Consider the following 19,041-nt stretch of genomic DNA (forward strand, 5'->3'; position numbering starts at 1 on the left):
TATTTTTGTGTGATGAAGTTCACATACACCTACTTTAATTTACTTGATAATCGCTGCAGTTATTACATATAACGAATAATAATTTATAGGGGCTATAATGATTTTTGGTAACAAGTCACAATTAAAAACTAAAACTGCAATTGCATTAGCAGTGGCTGCATCACTTGGTTTAACAGCATGTAACAGTGATGATAATGACAAGAAAGATCACAAGGACCAGATCAAGCTACGTGTGATGGAAACATCCGATCTTCACACCAACATAATGGATTATAACTACTACAAAGATGCTGAAGATCAGACTATTGGCCTTGCTCGTGTTGCGAGTATCGTTAAAAGTGCCCGTGCTGAAGCGAAAAACTCTGTTCTCGTAGATAATGGTGATTTACTTCAAGGCAGTCCAATGGGCGACTACATGGCTGATGAGTTCAAAAAGAACAACAACGCGCTCACTGATACTCACCCAGCATATAAAGCGATGAACCTACTCGATTATGACGTAGGTAACATTGGTAACCACGAGTTTAACTTTGGTCTAGAATTTTTGGATCAATCTATCGCTGGCGCAAATTTCCCTTACATTAACTCGAATGTTATTTGCGATACGAACTGTGGCAACGATGAATTAGACAAATACGATAACCGTTTTACGCCATACATTATTAAAGAAAAAGTGGTTGTAGATACCGACGGTGACGAGCATAAAATCAAAGTTGGTTACATCGGCTTTGTTCCACCTCAAATTATGCTTTGGGATGCAAAAAATCTTGCTGGTCGTGTTGAAGCTAACAGCATTATTGAGTCAGCAAAAATTTATGTTCCACAAATGAAAGCTGAAGGTGCAGATATTATCGTTGCAATTCCTCACTCAGGTATTGGTAACCCTGATGACAAAAATCCTGATATGGAAAATGCTGTATACAAACTGACTCAAGTTGACGGAATCGATGCGGTAATGTTCGGTCACAGTCACCAAGTATTTCCAAGTGACACATATTCAGACTTAGAAAATGCGGACATTGAAAAAGGCACAATTAACGGTACCGCATCAGTAATGCCTGGTCGTTGGGGTGATAATTTAGGCATTATCGACTTAGTGATTGAGAAAGATGGTGAGTTTTGGAAGGTTGTAGACTCTCAGAGCAGTACACGTGCTATTTTCGATGCAAATGAAAAGTCGCCTCTTGTTGAAGCCGACAAAGACATCCATGATGCTGTTGAGTTAGAGCACAAAGGTACTCGTGCATATGTTAATGCTCCAATAGGTAAGGCTTCTGCAAATATGTATAGTTTCTTATCTATGGCTCAAGATGATCCAACGGTTCAAATCGTTGCTGACGCTCAAATGTGGTATGCACAAGATAAGCTTCCTGAAGACTTACAACAGTTACCAATTTTATCAGCTGCAGCACCATTCAAAGCTGGCGGCCGTTATTCTGACAGTGATTCAGATCAATATGTACAAGTTGATAAAGGCGACTTAGCGATTAAAGATGCCGCTGACTTATATTTATACCCAAATACAATGGTAGCTCTGAAAATTACTGGTGCAGAACTGAAAGAATGGTTGGAATGTAGTGTAAACCAATTCAATCAAATTGATCCTGCAAAATCAGAAATGCAGCAACTGATCAATCGTGATGGTCACCCTACTTATAACTTTGATAGCATCGACGGTGTAACTTATAAAGTTGATGTGACTAAGCCAAGTAATTATGACCGTGATTGTGTTGTTCAAGATGTTGCTGGCGGTAGTCAGAGAATCATCGATCTTGAATACAAAGATCTACCAGTAGCAGCTGACCAAGAGTTTGTTGTTATTACCAATAACTATCGCGGTTTTGGAGGTAAATTTGCAGGTACAGGTGCAGACCATATCGTGCACGACTTTGCCGTTGAAAATCGTCAAGTTTTAACGGATTACATTAAAGAAAAATCTGAGTTTGATCCTAAGACCGGTGAGTCAGCGAAAGAAATTAATACTGAAGCAAACTACAACTGGAACTTCAAAAATATCGAGTCTACTGTAGAGCTAAACATTACTTTTGAAACTCAAGATAGCGAAAAGGCAAATAACTTTATTGAAGCCAATAAACAACGTGCGATGAAAAAACTTGAAGTTGAAGGCGGTGTACCAGGCTTTGCTATCTACAGCATAGATATGACTCAAGAGTTAGAAGATTAATAACCTATAATAAAAGTGTACCCTGCCAAGCCCTCTTTATTGAGGGCTTTTTCATTTGTTACAAATTTTTTACTTAGCAAGGCTATGCGAAATCCCATGGTTATTTTTATTCATGGCCTTTTGAAGCGACTCTGCTTCTCTAGCCAGAGTTTGCATGCTATTCAAAATACTGAGTAATTCTTTTTTAGATATATGCACTGGCGAATTAGCATCTGTACTCGATGATAATGCTGATGTATTTGTATTTTGTACATCATCAAAATCACCAATCTCAGTTCCATTTGAGCCTGCTGTAATGATTTTAGATTGCTTGCCAACGAGTGCATCTAGCTCATTTAAAAAATTACCTTTGTCTTTTTTATGATGACCCCCAGTTTTGTCATCATGATCTTTTCCCATACTCTTTAAGGTTTGAGCGGTTGCTAAACTCAGCATCGCCATGATTGTCATATCAATATGAGAACCACCACTATTTTTATTTGCAAGGTTAGGGTCATTCAAATATATTGAGCTTGATGCAGCATTATTACCCGATGTTGGAGTGACTGGCATGATTAAATCCTCCTATAAGATTTTCTTCTATTTAAAGATACTTAATCAGTGAGTTTTTTTCTTTCAGTTCTATATAACTTATTCCCGCAACTGGTCTAACCACTAAAAAGCCCGCTATATCAGCGGGCTTAGTTTCATGTGTATTGAAAGATACTACTTATTGATTTCTCAACGCTTCAATACGCTTCTCAAGCGGTGGATGACTCATAAAAAACTCAGCGGCTGAGCGCTTACCGTTAATACCAAGTGCTGACATTTGTGCTGGCATTGCAGTACTTTCAGGCCCTTGACGTAAACGCTCTAATGCTGCGATCATTTTGTTTGCACCAACCAGTTTGGCTGCACCGGCATCCGCACGATATTCTCGAATACGTGAAAAGTAATGAACAATAGTCGAAGCTAAAATACCAAGAATCATATCCAGAACAAATACGACAGCCATGTAGGCAAACATGCCCATACCTTCGCCTTCTTCATCATTGCTTGATACAAAAGTATCAATTGCTCTTGCAATCGCACGTGCCGCAAAGATAACAAAGGTATTCACTACACCTTGAATAAGCGTTAATGTGACCATATCACCGTTAGCAACATGACTCACCTCATGGGCTAAAACCGCTTCAATTTCATCACGACTCATGCCATGCAAAAGACCTGTGCTCACCGCAACAAGTGAATTATTCTTACTCGGCCCAGTTGCAAACGCATTTAATTCAGGTGAATGATAAACAGCAACTTCTGGCATTTTAATACCAGCTTGTTCTGCCTGACGAGCAACCGTCTCAACTAACCATTTCTCATCACTATCTCTCGGATTGGTAATAACTTCACAACCCATTGTTTTCTTAGCCATCCATTTTGAAATTTTTAAGCTCACAAATGAGCCACCAAATCCAATCAAGGCCGCAAACACTAACAAACCGCTCATCGTCGATGGGTTAACACCTAAAATCGACATAATTAACGATGCAACTAACAATACAGCTATATTGGTTGCTATTAACAAAAACACACGCTTCATCGGGTACTCCTAAAGCAAAACCGTGTCAAATTCACATATCTAATAAGACATAATATGTCTGTTTTTTGAGATTTCAAGGGTAAACCAGTAAATACCTTACTAATGGTTCAAATAACCACCAGTCACCGTAACAAAATTGAGATATGACGCTATTCCGTTTTCAACAAGCTTTGATACACTGGATTCAGTTAAAAATATTGGAAAATCAAATGTCAATCAATGCGCTACTTCTTAGCAGCTCGCGTGAAGGTTCAACACCATACCTTAGCCACGCATTGCCGCTCATTAAACCATTTACTGAGACCGCAAAAAAATGGGTCTTCATTCCTTTTGCCGGTGTCAGTTTTAGTTACGACAAATATCTTGAAATTGTTGCTGCTGCTCTCTCAGAGCTGAATATTGAGATCACCAGTATTCATCAACACAAAGACCCTAAAAAAGCGTTACTTGAAGCAGAAGGCGTAATGGTTGGGGGCGGTAATACTTTCCACTTATTGCATGAACTGTACAAACACGACTTGGTATCTCTTTTAAAAGAGCGAGTTAGTGAGGGGATGTATTACATAGGCTGGAGTGCGGGTTCAAATATCACAGGTAAGAGTATACGAACTACCAATGATATGCCTATTATTGAGCCTGCTTCATTCACTGCATTAGGCATCGTTCCATTCCAGCTTAATCCTCACTATACAAATTACCAAGCACCTGGACACAACGGAGAAACGAGAGCTCAACGACTGCTTGAATTTACCAAAGTTGATCCATCAACACCTGTCGTTGGCATTCAAGAAGGTTCAGCTCTTTTACGTAATGGCGATAAACTCTCTCTTGTTGGTGATAAAGAAGCTTATTTGTTTAGCGGTACTCAGCAAGAAATCGCTATCCCTGTGGATAGCGACTTGTCACATATGTTGTAATTGCAGACAAAACAGAGCTTCAAATCCTCGATAAAAATTGAAGCTCCACTCTGACTATCAACTACCTCCGACCATGTAAGCCGAATCCAAATCCTGCGGAATGATGACCACTAATGTAACCACCGCTGTGGTGATGGTGAATTCTATATTGTGCGTTTTGCCATGCCGCTTGGCCCAATTGATAGTTAACAAACTCACTGCGAGTAACTCTGGGATAGCCACATGCTTGGTTTTGTGTCCTGAAAAATGTTTGTGCAAAGCCTTCTTGCCCAGAAGAACTGCTACTTCTTGAGGAGCTTGAAGAATTGCTAGAGCGAGTAGAACTCGTGTAACTCGTTGTTGAAGAGGCCTTGCTAGACACCTGACTCTTACGTTGCTGCTGTGGCTGTGGCTGTGGCTGTTGCTTTGGCTGTTGCTTTGGCTGTGGCTTTAGTTGTACTCGCTCTTTTTCTTTAGTCACAACAAACTTTGGGTACGCATTTTCAAGCGCAGAAATCATGGCTGTTCTATTCAATTTCTTTGCGCTTTCATAAGCATTCAACTTATCTTTTTTACTCTGTTTAGAAAAATCAAAGCCTTTCTCCTGAATAATCCAGTTAAAACATTTCATCGAATCAGCTTCAATCGCTAAATGAAGTAAGGTGTCACCACTCTCATCAAGTTCATTAATGCCAATACCAGCTGCAATTAGATATTGCAGTAATTGAATGTTATCTGACTTGATAGCTGTTACAGCTAACTGCTTAAACGCTCCTCTCGCAACATATGAGCTCAACTGACGGGCTGGTAAAAATTTAGACAAATCAGTTAAAACAGTTTCACTTATTGCCATAGTCAGCTCAAAAGAAATGCTTTCCTCATAAAGACGTTTTACCCATTTCACTATCTGCTGTTCATTCCTAATCATGGGCCTCATAAATAAAACCTCTGCGGCATTATGAGTTTTATCAAGAGCTAATAGCACTGCCTGATTATCATTTTTAAAACATGGTAGACGATTTGTAATTTCCATCCACGCTCGATTTAAACACAGAAACATTTTTTTTACTTCCGCATCTGGCATGCGACTTAACTCTTTGGAGAATCGCTGAATTAAAGTCAAAATATCCTCATCCGACGAGCACTTCGAGCTCTCAAAGCATAGGTAATTTAAAAGTATGCTCTTTCCTGTTGTTGATTTAAATGTTTCAGAAAGAGGCTTTTGTAAAACGCTTATCGCTAAATCTAGCGGCAACGGTTTACTATTGTAGAATTCTTTTAATTTTTCGAGGTACAAAGCGTTATATTCAGTAAGATGCTTTTCATCTCCTAGTGTCAAAATTGAACTTGAACCGACAGCTCTTAGCTCTTTCTCTGATTGAATTTCCCGTAAAGCATTTTTAAATGATGATAGTGCAGCCTCCTCTATTAACACCTTAAAACTTTGTTTAGCCCATGAAAAACTCAAACTGGAAGGAGTTAATCCAGAGTGATAAGCAAATGGTTGCTTCTTTAATAGTGCAACCATATGTTTTTGTAATAGCTCTCTGCGAGCCCTCGATAACTGATTTCCTTCTCGAGTCGGCCATAAAATAGAAAGGTTTGCATCTGCTAATTGTTTAATATTTTCAAGTTCAATAAGCTTATTAAATGTAACTTCTTCCTGAATGGCTCGATGAAACTCTGCTATTGAAGCATCACTAAGCTTCCTGCCATAAAATAAATCTCCTGATGTATTCACTTCAGATCTTGATAAAAGAAATTGGTAATGATTTTTTAACTTATCTTCGAGTTGCCATTTAACTACTTCAGGTAATTGTTGCATTTCTATCAAAAAACATTCTAAAAATGTATTGAAATCATCTAATCCTTTAATCGCTTCAATAAATTGCGTTCCTATCAAAGCCTTTTGTGTTGCATTTAAACAATGAAAGTCAACATGAAGAACCTCAGATAACCTAGGAAGCCTCTCACTTCCTTCGGCTTCTCTAACGAAAAAACGAACGTCATGAGCAACCATTAAGTTAGAATTACTTCTATAATCGCTTGTTCTTAATCGACTTTGAGGATCATTAAACATCAAGACGCTTTTGTTGCCGTTAGCCCATTGTCCATTATGGGGGGCACTATCATCAGGAAGATAATCATCTTCAGGAAAGATAAGAGTTAACAGGTCGACTCTTATGCTATTTAGTAAATCTATAGTATTGTAACTTTTGTACTCATCGAGCTTTTGAAGCTTTTTTGATAAAGCCGAAATATCAATATCAATATCACTTTCAGTTTGCCCTGCCAACATAGAAGTTAGAACCGACAACTGATTTGCAGGTGAACAAAGCACCTTTACAACGTCCCTAAATTTTCCCAATTCACCTTGTAGGAAATTAGTTCTTTTCTGAAAAAACGATGAGCGTTGCTGAGGATTCGAAAACTCAAAACCTATTTCTTTTGCAACCATTTTTTTTAACTCACAACGCTGCGCCTCATTTAACACTGACACACCTTGTTGCTCCCTATGCGTATCTAGAAACCTCAAACTTTCATCAAGCAGTTTATTAAGAAGTTTTTGATGTAATTCAGAAGCTTCTAGCTTATCCATTTGCAACAATAAAATTACCGGGGAGCAAGAGTCATTTCTCAACGATTGATTTTTAAATTCAAGTAACAATTGCTGCAATGCCAAAGACTTGGTAGCAGTCTGAATTGACGGATCATCGAGTAATTTAAAGATCAAAGTGAGATCATTTACTAAAGTAGCAGTTTCTTCATTTTTAGCCCTTTCATGGTAAAGGTATTGAAAATAAGAAATCACTTCTTGGAACTGATTAAGCAGCAAAGGGGATATTTCCGCTGCCTCTAATAAGTTATAGGTTTTTGATACTAACTCTTCCGCTGAATCAGATATCACGAAACCTAACTCTTCTGCTGGAGAAGCATCAACTAGAAACCAGTCACAAGCCTCACTATCTTTAGGTGTATGAGTTATTTCTGCCGTCATAATAATTACCTCAACTCAAATAAATCCTTAATTAATGATTTATATGCTTATCCGTTATATAGAGTCAGTTTATTATATTTTTTAAGACGATATAGGGAAGTTAAAGTAAGGAAGCTAACTTAACCCTTTGTTATGAAGTGAAAATTTAGGATTAACAGATATAGATAGGAGAGTTTTATTAAGAAAAGTAAACCTTACATTTTGTTACACTTAACCGTTAATGATAAATACTCAATATAAACATACAGTTAATCTATATCAATTTAGCTTATTTAGTACTTAATCCATTAAAAAGCTTATATCTAGATATTGGCTCGCAACAATGGAGTTTGCATTTTTCAAATGAGGAACAAAGCCTAATAATGGAGATTTTATTATATTTTTCAAACTATTAAGATTCTCTGTTTGCACAGCCATGTCTTCATCGACACCTTTAGCTACCCAACTAGCAATTGTTAAGCCATCATTAATAATTGCTTCTTGTGTGAGCATCGCATGGTTTAAACAACCTAAGTTCATCCCTACAACCAAAATTACAGGCCATTCAAGTTCAGCGGTAACATCTGACAGAAAATCTCTGTCATTCAAAGGTAAACGTCAACCACCAGCACCTTCAACCAAAGTAAAATCGGCATGTTCAAGCGTATTTTGGTTTATATACTGTTTTACGACTTCATTAGACAGCTCAAAACCAATCTGTTTTGCTGCAATATGCGGTGCAATGGCTGATTCAAAACTGACTGGGTTGACCACTGAGTATGGCAAAGTTTCGGTTGAATTAACCTTTAAAGAAAACGCATCACTGTTTCGTAAGCCCTGCTCAGTTCTCTCACAGCCAGAGGCAATTGGTTTAAAACCTACAACTGTTTTACTCTGACCAGTTGTTGAATAATATTCAGAAACGAGAGCTCAAAGGTTATTGGAGTTTACAAAGGTCAATCCTCGTACTCCAGTAGTTGGAGTTCAAGAAGGTTCAGCTCTTTTACGTAATGGCGATAAACTCTCTTTTGTTGGTGATAAAGAAGCTTATTTGTTTAGCGGTACTCAGCAAGAAATCGCTATCCCTGTGGATAGCGACTTGTCACATACGTTGTAACTGACTGTAAACTCTATTCAGCTTTAGACTATTTAGATCGATTAGAATTAAAGCTGAATTTAATTTCACCAACCACCAAAACCACCACCTCCGAAGCCACCTCCTCCAAAGCCTCCACCGTGATGACCAAAACCACCAGTGAAACCACCACCGTGGTGGTGATGACCATGATATGTTGGAGTTAAAGCAGCTTGAGTGAGAAGAAGGTTAACCGCTCCATTATCGGTAAATCTAGGCACCCCTGGAAAATGACCGAAATCACTTCCTCCGCTGCAACCACTGTATGAAGAATTTGAGGCCGAGGAGTAATAAACAGGTCTTGGTTTAAATCTTGGATAAACTTTTTCTAACTCAGATACCATCTCACTGCGGTCTAAATTTTTAGCAAGTTGATAGACATTTTTTGTACCTCTCAAATGCGTTTTCGAATAATTAAACTCTTTAGTTTCAATTATGAATTTAAAAATATCAGTATGATTCTGCTCTATCGCATGATGAAGAAGCGTGTAACCTTTAATATCAGCATCATTTATGTTTGCACCTTCTTTTAGCAAGTATTTGAGAATATCAAGTTGATTAGTCTTTGCCGCTTCCATCGCTAACGCTTTAATCTTGTCTTTCCTCACAAAATTAGCTAACGTCTTTTCAGGTAACCATGTAGAGAGCTCTTCTATCGCCTGCAAAGACGGATTATGGTGAATGAAGCTCTTTACCTCCCTTGCTTGGAAGACTTTAATCAATTCGATCCATTGTAAATCAGATACAACTAAAGGCTCTAATAACAATAGCTCTGTAACTGATTCTGTTTGCTTAAGCTTATTAGCAAATTTATCTTCTTCAATGGTAATTTTAGACTCAACTCTGACTCTTTCAGCCCATGACTCTCTAAATGACTGAACTAAATTAAGCGAGCCAGTATCTCCCAGTTGTGCAAGCTCATGAGTAAAGCTTTGAATGAACTCAAACAGTTTCTCCTGAGTATCAAGCTTTGGAAGTGTTCCACACATACATGCGATGAATGCAATCTTCAATGTCTCTTCTTTAAACTTCGTACTAAGTGGTTGTTGATATATCTTCACCAAGTGATTAACAGGTATTCCACTTGGCTTATAAAACTCTGAAAGCCGTTTGACATAGACACTGTAGAAATTATCTAAATGCTGCTTATCACCATGATTCATGATCGAAGTATCTATAACGGACAACAACGCTTCTTCTGTATCGAGTTGCTCTATATGTTTTTTAAATGCGTTTTTACTTGCTAACTCATACAATTCTTTGAATTGTTGCCCATGCCACTGCACTTGAAAGTGTTTTTCGTATATCGGCTGATAAGCGCAAGGGTTAGACCCGATAACGTCTTCTAAACGTTGTTGAAACTGTTGCTTTCTCTTAACTGAAAGGTTTGTATCACCAGCAACTGGCCACAACATGGATATATCTGAATCTTTTAGATCAGCTAAGGTCTCAAATGTCATTAATTCCCTATATTGAAACTCCATTTTTATCCCTAAGGCGAAATCCTCAAAAGCTACTTCGGTAATTTTATTCTCAGGAAAAATTTTCAAATCAGGTATAGCTTTGATTAATAACAACTGTTCTATTCTAGCTTGTATGCTTTTTTGTAACTGCCAAACAACACATTTAGGAAACTGAGATTCATTGGATAAATATCTTTCATTAAAGTTAATACAACTTTCTAAATCTGACACTTGTTCTATAAATTGCAATCCTAATAGTAATTTTTTATCTACCGGCAAGCTCTTGATACAAACATTATTCAATTGATTAAGGTTTGGAGAGTAACTGCTACCCTGACTATCTGTAACTTGCAGTCTTAAACCGTGCTTCGACATCAGTTTTAATTCGCCTTCAATTCGCTCCGCTCTTTTTACTCTGTGGTCTTTAAATGAAAGAAAAACTTGATATCCGTGAGCTTTTGCTTGTGGCTCTGTCTGTTCATCTTCAGCTACAGAATTTAAAGGAAGGAAATGATCAATCAAAGCTGATCTATATGAATCTTTTAACTTCCCACTTTTCAACTCACCTTCACCAGCTATGAGCTTTAGTGGAACAGAGCATTCAAGGAATGTTGTACAATCTAAGTCTATTGGTTCATGCAATGCTTTTCCTTCTAATTGGCCAGCTAAGTAACCTATTTGATTCGCCGCACCACAAATGACGCTTACACACTCAACAAATCTGTCTTTTTCTCCTGCGAGAAATACTGGGCTTCTGCTGAGCATACTAGGACGAAACTGGATTTGTTTTAGATCAAAGCCAAGCTCTTGCGCAACCAGTTTTTTCAAGACATAACAGTGGTATTCAGTTAAAGGTGCTGAACGATTTTGATGTCTTGTCGCTTTAATGAATCCTATAGATTCATCCAACAATTGATTAAGTAGCTTTTGATGAAGCTCTTGATGACCAGACTCTGCCATTTTAAGAGCAAAAATTGCTGACAAACATGTGCTACGATCGAGTACCCTATGCTGTAAATTAAGAGAGATTTGCCTGATCGCTAAAAGTTTTGCTTCATTTGGAATGGATTCCTCATTAAATAACGCAATAAAGCATTCTAACTCGGCTCGAATTGTTTCTTCACTATGAGTATCAATATCAAAACTCACTCTGAGCTCATCAAGGTGTTCGAATAATAGTTCTACCCCTTGAATATCTGACTTTTTTGCCCCAATCTGTTTTAAGGTTGTATATGTTGCTGCTTTTAAATCTGAACTAGAATCAGTGTTCTCTGGTTGTTGAGAAAAATCGTCAAGCTTTAACCAATGTTCATTCAACGAATTATTCACTAGCTGAATTTTACCTGTGCTCATAACTTAATACCTCATTTCAAATTGCAGTTGAAATTGATGTTCGTTTAGCTCAGTTTTGAAAATTCAGTTCATTATATTTTTATTGATACTTTTGTGAAGTTAACGAGGTGAGTCAGGTGTATCTATTTGTTCTACATATAAAATAAATGATTAACAAATGTTATCGAGAGAGTTTTATTAAGAAAAGTACATCTTACATTCTGTTACAGTTAACTATTAAAGGTAAATACTCAACATAAACATAGGGTTAATTAATATCAGTTTAGCTTATTTAGTACTTAATCCATTAAAAAGCTTATATCTAGATATTGGCTAGCAAGATTAGAAGTTGCATTTTTCAAATGAGGAACAAAGCCTAAAAATGGCGATTTCATCATTATTTTCAGACTGTTAAGATTATCTTCTTGAACTGCCATGTCTTCATCAACGCCATTAGCGACCCAGCCCGCAATTGTTAAGCCATCATTAATAATTGCTTCTTGTGTGAGCACGGCATGGTTTAAACAACCTAACTTCATCCCTACTACCAAAATTACTGGCCATTCGAGCTCAGCGATAACATCTGACAGGAAGTCACTATCATTCAAGGGTAAACGCCAACCACCAGCACCTTCAACCAAAGTAAAATCAGCATATTCAAGCGTATTTTGGTTTATATATTGTTTTACGACTTCATTCGACAGCTCAAAACCAATGTGTTTTGCAGCAATATGGGGGGCAATGGCAGGTTCAAAACTGATTGGATTGACTACTGAATATGGCAAAGTTTTGGTTGAGTTAGCCATCAAAGACAGCGCATCATTGTTTCGCAAGCCCTGCTCAGTTCTTTCACATCCAGAGGCTACCGGCTTAAAACCTGCAACAGTTTTACTCTGACCAGTTGCTGAGTAGTATTCAGCAACTGCTGCCAATATGGCTGAGCTGACAAACGTTTTACCACTATCTGTATCCGTGCCTGTTACAAAGTAATGCGCAGATTGAGACGATTCTATACGAGACACAGTTACCCCAGCTTTTTTACTTTAATTTGAACGATATTATAAGTGAGAGGTAAACCTCTATCAGTTCTCAAAGCTTCAGCTTGTTCAACGAGATTCAACCAATGCGTTTTACCTTTAAGAGATTGACTAGGGTTGTCCCCAATCACAGTTTTAATGGCTGAAGCACCAACACCTTTGATTGAATACAGCAACGACTTTAAGTCATCAAAATAAATGATCTCACGACGAACTTGGCATTCAAGTTCGCTCCAGCGCTTGGTTTCAAATGCGTTCTGAAACTCACTAACTGTATTAAATTGATTAGTACTCAGACCAAGTTTAGATAATTCAGGCAAACTATTGGCGGCCACCAATGATATAGCTACTTCACCTTTAGGTTTAAGAATCCGATGGAGCTCGGCAGTCACGGCAGAAAAGTCATCACACCATTGCAACGCTAAATTTGAAATCACAGAATCAATGCTTTCGTCTTGTAAAGGTAATTTAGCAGCGTCACCATTTATCGCTTTATAGTCAGGAAAGTTTGACCGTAACTCTTCAAGCATACCCAGTGCGATATCCACACACACAACATTTTTTGCAGAAGTGTTGTAATGAGTACCCGGGCCAGCGCCAAGATCCAGTACTTGACCAAACAGCTCAATGGATTGTTTAAGCTTATTAGAGCATCTATCCTGCAGTTCGCTGTATTTTCGGTAATGTTTTGATGCTTTAGAGAAGGTATCACCAACTAAATGCGTATCTCGATTGAAAACCTTAATTTGTTGTAGAGATTTTTCAGCCAGCATGATGACCTCCAAATCCACCTAATCCCAATTTTTTTAAAGAAGTAGTAAGAGCTTTAACACAAGACTCTATTTGCAGCTGACTATGGGCAGCTGTAATCGTAACTCTCAATCTATCCGTTCCTTTTGGTACAGTAGGTGTCCTAATTGCACCGCACCAAACACCATGAGATTTCAGCTCAGTGGCAACTTGAAGAGTAGACTTAGGATCACCAATCACAACACCTTGAATGGGTGTTTCTGAATCCATTAACTGAATACCTCTACTTTTCGCCATTTCTCTGAACTGTTTGATATTAGTTTGTAATTTATTATTGAGCTGTACATCTGCATGAATTGTTTCTACAGAAGCTAGAGCAATAGCCGCATTGAGTGGCGATAGCCCTGTCGAGTAAATATAATCCCTTGAATGATTGACTAAGTAATCAATGAGTACCTGAGACCCCATAACTGCTGCGCCTTGGCACCCCAGAGCTTTACCAAAGGTCACAACCTGCACATCTGCTATTGTTGAGGTTACTGCACAATCTCGATTGAGCACACCAAAACCATGAGCATCATCAACCACCAAAGCGACGTCATACTTCTTACACAGTTCAGAGAGTTCATTAAGCGGCGCTTTATCTCCGTCCATACTAAAAACAGATTCTGTGATCAGTGCAGTTACTTCAGAAGTACTTAGCCACTTTTCTGCCTGAACGATGTCGTTGTGAGCAAATCGTTTAAAGCTGACACCAGAGTGACGTAACCCGTCAATGATTGAAGCATGAACGAGTTTATCTGCAATAACATAATCACTCTTATCCAGAAGTCCTGTCATCAAGCCATGGTTTGCACTAAAGCCAGAGCTAAATAAAATAGCGGCCTCATGCCCTGTTACCTGACAAAGCTTTTGTTCAAGCTCTTTATGAATGCGTTGATAACCAGTTACAATTGGGGACGCACCACTTCCAACAGCAAGCATATGTGAAGCAGAATCCAATGCTTCTGCTTCATTATATTGAGACGCTAATCCAAGATAATCATTACTACTGAAATTGATGTATTGCTTGTTATCAACAGTAATAGTGCCATCAGCGCTTTGCTGGTTATACTCAACAACGTTGCGCTGTCTGAGCAAAGATTGCTCAGCTAAAGATGCAAGCTTTCTTTCAATTTTGTTGCGCAACAATTGAGGCATAAATTACAACGCACTCGCATCATAAAATTGTGAAGTTGCCTTGCTATGTTGAGCTGCTGCTCTATCAATTACCTGTGTTTCTTCTTCTAATTTTGCCGCAGCACCTTGTTCAGGCTTTAACCCTAAACGTCTGAACAACGTCATATCGTCATTTTCTTCTGGGTTTGGCGTCGTCAATAACTTACAACCATAGAAAATTGAATTTGCACCAGCAAAGAAACACATCGCTTGTAATTCGTCGGTCATATTTTCACGACCTGCAGACAAACGCACACGAGATTGCGGCATAATGATACGAGCGACAGCAATAGTCCTCACAAACTCAAGCGGATCTAAATCATCGATTTTCTCAAACGGCGTGCCAGCAACTTTAACCAACATGTTAATTGGCACTGATTCTGGGTGCTTTTCAAGGTTAGCCAGCTGTTGTAATAACCCCGCTCTATCTTTCGCTTTCTCACCCATACCTACGATACCACCGGAACAAACTTTCATTCCTGCTTCACGGACATGGCTTAGAGTATCAATACGATTTTGGTAAGTACGAGTAGTAATCACATCGCCATAATATTCTGGCGAAGTATCAAGGTTATGGTTGTAATAATCTAAACCTGCATCAGCAAGCTCACTGGCTTGATCTGGTGACAACATTCCGAGAGTCATACATGTTTCCATGCCCATATCTTTAACTTCTCTAACCATTTCAGTCAGGTAAGGCATGTCACGCTCTTTAGGGTTACGCCAAGCAGCCCCCATGCAAAAACGTGTGGCACCTGCAGCTTTTGCGCTTTTAGCTTCTGTTAACACCGTTTCCATTGCCAACAAGCGCTCTTTTTCAAGGCCGGTATCATAACGGGCACTTTGCGGGCAATATTTACAATCTTCTGGGCATGCGCCTGTTTTGATCGATAACAAGCGACTAATCTGAATTTCGTTTGGATCAAAATGTTCTCTATGGATGGCATGAGCTCTAAAAAGCAAGTCATTCATAGGAAGCTCGAATAACGCCTCAATTTCAGACTTTTTCCAGTCGTTACGGCATTGGAGCTGCGACATAATTTATCCCTTTAATTTCAATAAAACTTTGGCTAGGATAGCCACACAAAGAGCGCTGTCAACGCCAACCAGTCTATTAGTTTTACAGGTGATTAAAATATGAGCAAAGGTAAAGCATTGCTAGAAGATAATTTAGATTATGCGTTCGATCAACAACACATCTGGCACCCTTACACTTCGATGAAACACCCTTTTCCTATGTTGGGAATCGAGTCTGCCGATGGGTGTGAGCTCATCACTGCAGACGGAAAACGACTTGTAGACGGAACAAGCTCGTGGTGGTCATGCGTGCATGGTTATAATCACCCTGTTTTAATTTCTGCAATGGAAAACCAACTTCATAAGCTTCCTCATGTTATGTTCGGCGGTATTACTCATGACCCCGCTATTGAACTCGCCAAAAAGCTTGTAGAAATGACCTGCCCTGAACTGACAAAAGTCTTCTTCGCAGATTCAGGTTCTATTGCAGTTGAAGTCGCCATGAAAATGGCACTGCAATACTGGCAAGGTAAAAATAAACCAAATAAGCAAAAGATTGCCACGATTAAGCATGGCTACCATGGTGATACGTTTGCTGCCATGAGTGTGTGCGATCCAGACAATGGCATGCACACGATGTTTGGCGCATCTGTGGTTAAACAAGTTTTTGCACCTTCGCCGACTTCTGCATTTGATGCTTCAAATGTTGAGTCAGATTTAGCAAACCTAAGAGCGACTTTTGAAACACATCATCATCAACTTGCTGCTTTTATCATTGAGCCGATTATGCAAGGCGCAGGTGGCATGTACTTTTATAGTCCTGAGTACTTAAAAGGCGTTCGCATATTGTGCGATGAATTCAATATCCTGCTAATTCTTGATGAAATTGCGACAGGCTTTGGCCGTTTAGGAAAGTTGTTTGCATACGAATTTGCTAATATAGCACCAGACTTAATATGCGTAGGTAAAGCGTTAACAGGTGGATACATTAGCCTAGCCGCCACAATGTGCAGTGATGATGTCGCACAAGGTGTTTCAGAGTCACCCGCAGGTGTATTCATGCACGGCCCGACCTTTATGGGTAATCCTCTGGCTTGTGCCGCAGCAAATGCGAGCTTAGAGCTCATTGAAAGAAATGATTGGCAGCAACAAATCCCTGCCATTGAAGCACAGATGCAGCAAGAACTTAAAGGAATTGAAAAACTAGATGTTGTGAAGGATGTTAGAGTACTTGGCGCAGTAGCGGTTATCGAAATAGACCATTCATTGAATGCTGCTCAGTTACAGCCTCTTTTCACTGAGCAAGGTGTGTGGATTAGGGTGTTTGGTAGTGTGATTTATATTATGCCGCCATATACCATTTCATCACAGCAGCTTACTAAGCTTACTACTGCGATGAAATCTGTGGCTGAATTTTTAAATCATTCAGAAAATAAAACCGAATCTACTTTTTTAAGCCACGGTTAAGCGAACTCTTCTTGCTCACTCAGAATCTGTTCAACTAATTTAGGGACAGATTCTGTTGCACAACCTTCATATTGCTTATCAAAAGCCCCCGAATAGCATGGCTTAAGATTTACATCGATTGTTTTTGCACCAAATGCTTTAGCTAGTCGAACAAAGCCAGCTGCGGGGTAGACAGTTCCAGATGTACCAATAGCAATAAATACATCACACTCTGTCAAAGCTCGTTCAATGTGCCCCATTCCGAGTGGCATTTCGCCAAACCACACAATATGCGGCCTTAAACGATTTGCCGGAGTACAGCAACGACATTTATTTTCTGTTGAAAAATCGCCATGCATATAAAAACTTTGTTGCGTGACAGGACAGCGTGCTTTTCTCAATTCACCGTGCATATGAAGCACTTGTTTATGCCCAGCACGCTCATGGAGATCATCCACATTTTGAGTAATGAGAAATAAACGCCCTTCATGCTGTTGCTCTAACTGGGCAATAGCAAAATGTGCGGCATTAGGTTCTGTATTTGAATAATCAAGTTGAACCCGCCTTTCATTATAAAAAGCTTCAACTAACTCGGGGTTTCGTTCATAAGCTTCTGGTGTTGCAACCTCTTCTACAGCATGTTGCTCCCATAAGCCTTCTTGCGAGCGGAATGTCTTTAAGCCTGATGCAGCAGATATACCGGCACCAGTGAGTACTACGATATTGGCATTGCGGTAATTTTTCATGGCGTTCCTTCTTATCACCATACAACTTTGGTGAAATGTGTTGTTATCCTTAACGCTGAATTGCTATAACTTTTACATACTACCATGTTGTTAATATGACAAAAAACCTTATATAAAGTATGTTTAATCCGTTGAATTAGTAGTCAAATTATCAGCTTCGTATAAAAAAACAACTGTTTTTACTTAACAAAGTTACTTTAAAGGTTTATGTTTTAATATTCTGTCTTTATAATAATTTTTTACCATGGATGAACCGTAAGGTTCTGCAATCAAGAGATTAGCGATGACAGATGGAAATCAAGCACTAAAAAAAGCCGGCTTAAAAGTCACTCTACCACGAGTCAAAATCCTAGAGTTGATGCAAGAACCTGAATGCCAACACATCAGTGCAGAAGACTTATACAAACGTTTATTAGAAATTGGCGAAGAAATCGGTTTAGCAACTGTTTATCGTGTATTAAACCAATTCGATGATGCAGGTATTGTTACAAGACATCATTTTGAAAGTGGTAAAGCGGTTTTTGAACTTTCGACTCAACATCATCACGATCACTTAGTATGCCTAAGCTGTGGTAAAGTTATCGAGTTCACTGATGACGTTATTGAAAAGCGTCAAATCGAAATTGCAGAAAAGCACAATATCAAACTGACCAACCACAGTTTATATCTTTATGGTCACAGCACTGGTGAAGAGTGTAATCACGGTGACTAACTTATTCTTGTAATAAAAAAGCCAGTATTAACTGGCTTTTTTATTTGTCGTTTTAATAGTCCGATGATATACGCTTACCGAGTGTCCCATAAACATCGTTTTCTCTCTTAGTGTTAAACCAGACTTTTTTGCCACACTTTCAGACCCCACATTCCCCTCTAGGATCAGCGCAATCACTTCTTCAATGCCATACTTGGGTAATAATGGCAAAATGGCATTGGCAGCTTCACTTGCGATTCCTTTTCCCCAATATTCAGGAAAATAGCGATAACCAATTTCAATTTCATTGAGTTCTTCAATAAATTTAGGTCCACAGAAACCTATGACTTTCTCATCTTGTTTGTGATAAACCGCCCAACGCCCAAATCCGTACTTTGCATAGTTTGCAAGCACCACGTTATTGAAAAGCTCTTCTGCTTGTTGTCGAGATTGAAACGGTTCAGTAGGTATGTAAGTTAAGATCTGAGCATCTCGATTCATTTCAAATAGCGCATCAATATCATTCTCATTAAACTCTCGAATAATAAGTCTTTCTGTCTCAATGATCATTATAT

14 protein-coding genes and 2 pseudogenes are annotated in these 19,041 nt (G+C 38.8%); 5 read left to right on the forward strand and 11 right to left on the reverse strand.

Annotated elements, in window-relative coordinates; genetic code table 11:
- Window positions 1–97: 97 nt before the first annotated feature.
- Window positions 98–2,185 (forward strand): bifunctional 2',3'-cyclic-nucleotide 2'-phosphodiesterase/3'-nucleotidase, encoded by a 2,088-nt coding sequence (locus AC1EU2_RS00420; RefSeq protein ID WP_480296023.1) that lies wholly within the window; start codon window positions 98–100, stop codon window positions 2,183–2,185.
- Between the two features lie 69 nt (window positions 2,186–2,254).
- On the opposite strand, the gene AC1EU2_RS00425 is transcribed toward AC1EU2_RS00420, so the two are convergent.
- Together AC1EU2_RS00425 and htpX are read right to left on the reverse strand one after the other, a co-directional pair.
- Window positions 2,255–2,737 (reverse strand): hypothetical protein, encoded by a 483-nt coding sequence (locus AC1EU2_RS00425; protein WP_480296024.1) that lies wholly within the window; start codon window positions 2,735–2,737, stop codon window positions 2,255–2,257.
- Between the two features lie 157 nt (window positions 2,738–2,894).
- Window positions 2,895–3,758, reverse strand: a complete 864-nt coding sequence (gene htpX / locus AC1EU2_RS00430; protein WP_480296025.1) for a protease HtpX — start codon at window positions 3,756–3,758, stop codon at window positions 2,895–2,897.
- Between the two features lie 209 nt (window positions 3,759–3,967).
- On the opposite strand from htpX, the gene pepE reads away from it, so the two are divergent.
- Window positions 3,968–4,675: a dipeptidase PepE gene (gene pepE, locus AC1EU2_RS00435; RefSeq protein ID WP_480296026.1), complete on the forward strand. Its 708-nt coding sequence runs from the start codon at window positions 3,968–3,970 to the stop codon at window positions 4,673–4,675.
- A gap of 61 nt (window positions 4,676–4,736) precedes the next feature.
- Here pepE and AC1EU2_RS00440 read toward each other — a convergent pair whose 3' ends face one another.
- Entirely contained in the window at window positions 4,737–7,652 is a 2,916-nt protein-coding gene (locus AC1EU2_RS00440) for an ankyrin repeat domain-containing protein (RefSeq protein ID WP_480296027.1), read from the reverse strand.
- A gap of 279 nt (window positions 7,653–7,931) precedes the next feature.
- Window positions 7,932–8,498, reverse strand: a pseudogene (gene bioD, locus AC1EU2_RS00445) (dethiobiotin synthase).
- A gap of 52 nt (window positions 8,499–8,550) precedes the next feature.
- Between bioD (AC1EU2_RS00445) and AC1EU2_RS00450 the strand changes: the two are divergent.
- Window positions 8,551–8,748 (forward strand): annotated as a pseudogene (locus tag AC1EU2_RS00450) (dipeptidase PepE); the annotation flags it as partial.
- 65 nt (window positions 8,749–8,813) lie between these two features.
- On the opposite strand, the gene AC1EU2_RS00455 reads toward AC1EU2_RS00450, so the two are convergent.
- The 5 genes from AC1EU2_RS00455 to bioB form a co-directional block, all read right to left on the reverse strand.
- Window positions 8,814–11,582 carry an ankyrin repeat domain-containing protein gene (locus AC1EU2_RS00455; protein WP_480296028.1) on the reverse strand — a complete coding sequence of 923 codons (2,769 nt, stop codon included), beginning with the start codon at window positions 11,580–11,582 and terminating at the stop codon, window positions 8,814–8,816.
- A gap of 278 nt (window positions 11,583–11,860) precedes the next feature.
- Entirely contained in the window at window positions 11,861–12,583 is a 723-nt protein-coding gene (bioD, locus tag AC1EU2_RS00460; RefSeq protein WP_480296029.1) for a dethiobiotin synthase, read from the reverse strand.
- 2 nt (window positions 12,584–12,585) lie between these two features.
- Window positions 12,586–13,371, reverse strand: a complete 786-nt coding sequence (locus tag AC1EU2_RS00465; protein ID WP_480296030.1) for a methyltransferase domain-containing protein — start codon at window positions 13,369–13,371, stop codon at window positions 12,586–12,588.
- Window positions 13,361–14,548 (reverse strand): aminotransferase class I/II-fold pyridoxal phosphate-dependent enzyme, encoded by a 1,188-nt coding sequence (locus AC1EU2_RS00470; RefSeq protein ID WP_480296031.1) that lies wholly within the window; start codon window positions 14,546–14,548, stop codon window positions 13,361–13,363. The genes AC1EU2_RS00465 and AC1EU2_RS00470 overlap by 11 nt, the downstream gene beginning before the upstream one ends.
- A gap of 3 nt (window positions 14,549–14,551) precedes the next feature.
- Complete coding sequence (gene bioB / locus AC1EU2_RS00475; protein WP_480296032.1) at window positions 14,552–15,604, reverse strand: biotin synthase BioB; 1,053 nt, start codon at window positions 15,602–15,604, stop codon at window positions 14,552–14,554.
- A 99-nt stretch (window positions 15,605–15,703) separates the two neighbouring features.
- On the opposite strand from bioB, the gene bioA reads away from it, so the two are divergent.
- A complete protein-coding gene (gene bioA / locus AC1EU2_RS00480) occupies window positions 15,704–17,050 on the forward strand; it encodes an adenosylmethionine--8-amino-7-oxononanoate transaminase (RefSeq protein ID WP_480296033.1) in 1,347 nt (448 codons plus the stop codon).
- Here bioA and cobB read toward each other — a convergent pair.
- Window positions 17,047–17,796, reverse strand: coding sequence for a Sir2 family NAD+-dependent deacetylase (gene cobB, locus AC1EU2_RS00485; RefSeq protein WP_480296034.1), 750 nt, complete (start codon window positions 17,794–17,796; stop codon window positions 17,047–17,049). The genes bioA and cobB overlap by 4 nt on opposite strands.
- A 262-nt stretch (window positions 17,797–18,058) precedes the next feature.
- On the opposite strand from cobB, the gene fur reads away from it, so the two are divergent.
- The gene (fur, locus tag AC1EU2_RS00490; RefSeq protein WP_129947027.1) at window positions 18,059–18,487 is read left to right on the forward strand and encodes a ferric iron uptake transcriptional regulator; all 429 of its coding nucleotides are present in this window, start codon (window positions 18,059–18,061) and stop codon (window positions 18,485–18,487) included.
- 27 nt (window positions 18,488–18,514) lie between these two features.
- On the opposite strand, the gene AC1EU2_RS00495 is transcribed toward fur, so the two are convergent.
- Window positions 18,515–19,036: a GNAT family N-acetyltransferase gene (locus tag AC1EU2_RS00495; RefSeq protein WP_480296035.1), complete on the reverse strand. Its 522-nt coding sequence runs from the start codon at window positions 19,034–19,036 to the stop codon at window positions 18,515–18,517.
- Between the last annotated feature and the right edge of the window lie 5 nt (window positions 19,037–19,041).

The organism is Parashewanella sp. 2304DJ23-3, from assembly GCF_056591695.1.